Genomic DNA, 5,013 nt, shown 5'->3' on the forward strand with positions numbered 1-5,013 from the left:
GGTCGGGGTGTCAAGATTCCCCATCTGCGACACCTCCTCCGCCGTCCGCGCGCGTCAGCAATGCAAGGCGATCCGTTCAAACAGCGCAGATATTTTGCCAAATTGTGCCGCAGCGTCAAACTCCGCGCCCCGAAGGACAGGACTAATGGCGGGATTGACGTTTCGCACGAAGATACCGCCGCAGTATTTTGTTCCAAATAAAAAAACCCGGCCCAAGTTCGGGGCCGGGGTGCTGTTGGATCTGTCGATCAGATCACATATGAATGACTTGGCCGTAAGCGTCCAGCACCGACTCATGCATCATTTCCGACAGGGTGGGATGCGGGAAGACGGTGTGCATCAGGTCCTCTTCCGTCGTCTCCAACTGGCGGCCGATGACATAGCCCTGAATCAGTTCCGTCACTTCGGCCCCGATCATATGCGCGCCCAGAAGTTCGCCGGTTTTTGCGTCGAACACGGTTTTGATCATGCCTTCCGCCTCACCCAAGGCAATCGCCTTGCCGTTGCCGATAAAGGGGAAGCGCCCGACCTTGATGCTGTGCCCGGCCTCTTTGGCTTTCGCCTCAGTCATGCCAACGCTTGCAACCTGCGGATAGCAATAGGTGCAACCGGCGATGGAGCCGGGCTTGATCGGGTGCGGGTCTTTGCCCGCGATCAGCTCGGCCACCATCACGCCTTCATGACTGGCCTTATGCGCAAGCCAAGGTGCGCCCGCGATATCGCCGATGGCATAAAGCCCGTCGACCCCGGTACGGCAGAATTCATCGGTCACTACATGGGTGCGGTCTATCTTCACGCCCAAGGCTTCCAACCCAAGCCCTTCGACATTGCCAACAATGCCCACGGCGGAAATCACGGTGTCGAATTCCTGCGTCGTGGTGCCTTTGGCATCTTCCAGATGTGCGGTGACCTTGCCTTTGCCCTTGTCGAGCTTCTTGACGGTGGTTTTCTCCAATATCTTCATGCCTTGCTTGGCAAACGCCTTTTTCGCGAAGGCCGAGATTTCGGCGTCTTCCACCGGCAACACGCGGTCCATCACCTCAACCACAGTGGTATCTGCGCCCAGCGTGTTGAAAAAGCTGGCAAATTCAATGCCGATCGCGCCAGAGCCGATGACCAGCAGCTTCTTCGGCATCCGAACCGGGTCAAGCGCGTGGCGGTAGGACCAGACCAGATCACCATCGGCCTCCAACCCCGGCAGGGTACGGGCGCGCGCGCCGGTGGCGAGGATGATCGCGGGCGCTTCCAGCTCTTCGGTGCCTTTGTCGGTTTTCACCGAAACCTTGCCCTTGGCGGGAAGCGTCGCCTCGCCCATCACCACGGTAATCTTGTTCTTTTTCATCAGATGGCCGATGCCGCCTGACAATTGCTTTGCCACGCTGCGCGACCGCGCGACCACGGCTTTGAGGTCAAAATCAACACCGGTCGTCGACAGGCCGAATTCCTTGGCGCGGTGCATCAAGTGAAACACCTCGGCAGAGCGCAAAAGTGCCTTGGTCGGGATACAGCCCCAGTTCAGGCAGATGCCACCAAGATTTTCCCGTTCCACAATCACGACGGATTTGCCCAGTTGTGCGGCGCGGATTGCCGCGACATAGCCCCCCGGCCCGGCACCGATCACCACAACATCGAATTTCTTGGCTGCCATGTCTTCCCTCCTCAGAAAAAGTAGTTTGCCATTAAACTATTTCCGCAAAACCAGCAACGCACAGGCCGCCGCTAGGCCATGCGCCGGGCGCATAGCTCTCTAACCCTGTCTAAGAGCACGAACGATCGCGGAATAGCCGCCTTTTTGCATAAACTCCTCCTCCTCGGAGGATGAAATGCGGTCGAGTGCTGCGTTGCGGAATGGAAACCGGCCAAAGCGTTTGATGATTTCCTGATGCGCGCGGGCGTGGAGCGCGTTTTCCGGGCTTTCGATGCGGGTATCAAAACAGGAAACCGCCAAAGCCTGATCTTCCGGGTCTTCGGAATGCTCAAACGGCATGTAGAAAAACTGGCGTTCTGGTGCCGGCACGTCCTGATCCCAATTTGCCGCCAACGCGCGACGAGCGGCGGCGCGGGCCTGCGGATCGGTGGCAAAGGCGCGGGGATCACCGCGAAACATGTTGCGCGAGAACTGGTCGGTCACGATCAGATAGGCCAAGGTGCCCGAAGCCCCGTCAACCCAGTGCTCCAACCCGCCGTCCAGCGCCGATTGCCACAGATCGCCAAAGCAGTCGCGGATTTCGGCGTCCACCTTGTCGTTTTGCTCATACCAGCCCTTCGGGCCAACCTCGCCTAGCCAATAGTCAAGCACCTCTACCGGATCTGACATCATTTCCCCCTCGCTTGCCGCGTCAGCGTGGCAGGTTTGCAAGCGCGATACAATAACGCTTTGCCGTGGCGGGTTTAGGGCCGGGCGACGGCGGAATTACTGCTATCCGCCTCCGGCCCTTCGCCATCGGCGGCCATCATCACCGCCTCCAATGCAATTGCGGTGCCTGATGGCGATACAGCGGTGAAGCTGGATGTGGCATCCGCCGTGCGGCGGCGGCGCGTCATGCGGTACATCGCGTAGATCGCCAGCGCAGCGAACAACAACGCCATGAACAGAAAGAACCCGCGCGGCCCGACAAGCCCCATGATCCAGCCGGTGATGACCGGGCCGGAAATCGCGCCCAAGCCGTTGATGAACAACAGTCCGGCAGACGCCCCCGCCATGGCCGATTTATCAATGTAGTCGTTCACATAGGCCAGCAGCAGCGAATAAAGCGGGTTGGACACCCCGCCGCCGATCGCCCCGATGCCGCACAGCGCCCAGAACGGGATATCCCACGCCACCGGAATCAGCAGGGCCACTGCACCCACGGCAGAGGTGGCAAGGACCATCTTGCGCCGGTCGATCCGGTCCGAAAGCCAGCCGATAGGAAACTGGAACAGCACACCGCCGACATAAATCCCGGCGATGAAGATCGAGATATCCCGCACACTCAACCCCGCCTGCGACCCCCAGACCGCCGCCATCCCGAATTGCGCCGAAAAGATGCCGCCAAGGATGAACATGCCGATGCAGCCCAAAGGCGAGGCGTTGTAGAGGAAGCGGAAGGACAGCGGCTTGGTCGAAGCAAATGCCGGGGCTTGGCTGACCGACAACAGGATCGGCGTGAAAGCGATGGAGACGAGCACCGACGGGATGATGAACAGGATGTAGCCCCCCGGATCACCGAGGTTCAACAAGCCCTGCGCCGCGATGATCCCGACCATCTGCACGATCAGATAGATCGACAGCGCCTGCCCCCGTGTTTCATTGCTGGAAGCGTCGTTCAGCCAGCTTTCGGCGGTGATATAAACGCCCGAAAACGAAAACCCGATCACCACCCGCATCAGCGACCATGCGATCCAGTTCGGGGCCACCGCATACATCACCAGCACCGCCGAAATCATCGACCCAAGCGCGGCAAACACCCGAACGTGACCAACCCGGCGCAACATATCCGGCACCATGCGCGACCCGAACAGGAAGCCGAGGAAGTAGCAGGACATCACGATGGAAAGCTGGAACGTGCCCATCTTCTCCATCTCGCCGCGAATCCCCAGAAGTGAGCCTTGCATGCCATTGCCCAGCATCAGCAGCATCATGCCCAAAAGCAGCGCCCAGGAGTTTCGCAATACGGTCAGCATGGTTCCGCCTTTCAATCTTCACGTCACTTGGCGCATCGGCGCGCGCGCCGGTCTGTTCCCGATCCGACAGTGTGCAGCCTGCCACCGCCAAGCGGCGATCAAGCCCCGCGAGGTAGCAGCAAAGACGCGTCGCCGTAAGAGAAGAAACGGTATTTTTCTGCAACGGCATGAGAATAGGCCGTCCGCATCCGGTCTTGCCCCATCAGGGCCGAAACCAGCATCAGCAAAGTCGATTTCGGCAAATGGAAATTCGTCATCAACGCATCGGTTACTTTGAACTGATAACCGGGATAGATGAAGATATCCGTCTCTCCCCGCCATTCCTGCATCACGCCATCGGTACGGGCGGCAGATTCGATCAGGCGCAGCGCCGTGGTGCCAACCGGAATGATCCGCCCTCCTGCGGCGCGGGTGGCGTTGATCTCCGCCGCCGCCTCTGCCGTCACCTCACCCCATTCGGCGTGCATCTTGTGGTTGGTCACGTCCTCGACCTTCACCGGTAGGAACGTTCCGGCCCCGACATGCAGCGTTACCTCGCTGCTATCAACCCCCATCGCGCGCAGTTGCTCCAGCAAATCCGTGTCGAAATGCAACGAAGCCGTGGGGGCCGCGACCGCACCAGGGGTGCGGGCGAAAACGGTCTGGTAATCCTCATTATCCTGCGCATCGGGCGGGCGTTTCGCTGCAATATAGGGCGGCAGAGGCATAGTGCCTGCGACCAATAGAGCCGCGTCGAACGCAGCACCCTCGGCGTTGAAAACCAGCGTCAGATCGGTTTCGGTTTTTGCCAAAACGCAGGCGATCAAGCCACCGGCAAACACAACTTCCTCCCCCACCGATACCTTGCGCAAGGGTTTCGCCAATGCCCGCCAAGCCCCCGCGCCGTTCGGTTCCATCAGCGTCACCTCGATCTTGGCCGAAACCGGACCTTGGGCAGAGGTGCGATGCCGCAGGCCGGTCAACCGCGCCGGAATCACCCGGGTATTGTTCAGGATCAGCCTGTCACCCCGGCGCAACAGCTTTGGCAAATCCGACACATGCAGATCCTGCATCCCTTGCGGGCCAACCACCAGCATCCGCGCCGCAGGGCGCGGGCGCACCGGGCGGGTTGCGATCAAGTCTTCGGGCAGATCAAAGTCGAAATCGTCCAGTTTCATTCGTTCGGGTCCAGTTTTGGCGGTGCTGCGCGGAAAATCTCCCGGAACATGCCGGGGGTCAAGATCGACAGCGGGTTGATGGAGACATCGGGCACCTTTGCCGTCCCGGTGATGTGGTAATTGAAACCGAACAACCCCTCGCCCTTGCGGGTGAAGATCGCTTCCTGCAAAGCCAATTCGTCCGGCTGTCCGC

General features: G+C 59.9%; 5 protein-coding genes. All 5 read right to left on the minus strand.

Annotated elements, in window-relative coordinates:
* Window positions 1–253 precede the first annotated feature (253 nt).
* Window positions 254–1,648: a dihydrolipoyl dehydrogenase gene (gene lpdA, locus L0H65_RS14275; RefSeq protein ID WP_301459717.1), complete on the minus strand. Its 1,395-nt coding sequence runs from the start codon at window positions 1,646–1,648 to the stop codon at window positions 254–256.
* A gap of 99 nt (window positions 1,649–1,747) precedes the next feature.
* A complete protein-coding gene (locus tag L0H65_RS14280; RefSeq protein ID WP_301459718.1) occupies window positions 1,748–2,320 on the minus strand; it encodes a DUF924 family protein in 573 nt (190 codons plus the stop codon).
* A 71-nt stretch (window positions 2,321–2,391) separates the two neighbouring features.
* Window positions 2,392–3,663 (minus strand): MFS transporter, encoded by a 1,272-nt coding sequence (locus tag L0H65_RS14285; protein ID WP_301459719.1) that lies wholly within the window; start codon window positions 3,661–3,663, stop codon window positions 2,392–2,394.
* A gap of 98 nt (window positions 3,664–3,761) precedes the next feature.
* Window positions 3,762–4,820, minus strand: coding sequence for a tRNA preQ1(34) S-adenosylmethionine ribosyltransferase-isomerase QueA (gene queA / locus L0H65_RS14290; RefSeq protein WP_301459720.1), 1,059 nt, complete (start codon window positions 4,818–4,820; stop codon window positions 3,762–3,764).
* Window positions 4,817–5,013 (minus strand): hypothetical protein (locus tag L0H65_RS14295; protein ID WP_301459721.1); only part of this gene is annotated, 197 nt, incomplete at its 5' end. The genes L0H65_RS14295 and queA, both read right to left, overlap by 4 nt.

The sequence above is a fragment of the Pseudorhodobacter sp. genome, assembly GCF_030452865.1.
In the GTDB taxonomy this organism is placed as follows: domain Bacteria; phylum Pseudomonadota; class Alphaproteobacteria; order Rhodobacterales; family Rhodobacteraceae; genus Pseudorhodobacter.

Bases quoted from the DNA above. Each gene is read 5' to 3' on its own strand.
- L0H65_RS14280 (WP_301459718.1), bottom strand. From the start codon at position 2,320: ATGATGTCAGATCCGGTAGAGGTGCTTGACTATTGGCTAGGCGAGGTT.
- queA (WP_301459720.1), bottom strand. From the start codon at position 4,820: ATGAAACTGGACGATTTCGACTTTGATCTGCCCGAAGACTTGATCGCA.
- L0H65_RS14285 (WP_301459719.1), bottom strand. From the start codon at position 3,663: ATGCTGACCGTATTGCGAAACTCCTGGGCGCTGCTTTTGGGCATGATG.
- lpdA (WP_301459717.1), bottom strand. From the start codon at position 1,648: ATGGCAGCCAAGAAATTCGATGTTGTGGTGATCGGTGCCGGGCCGGGG.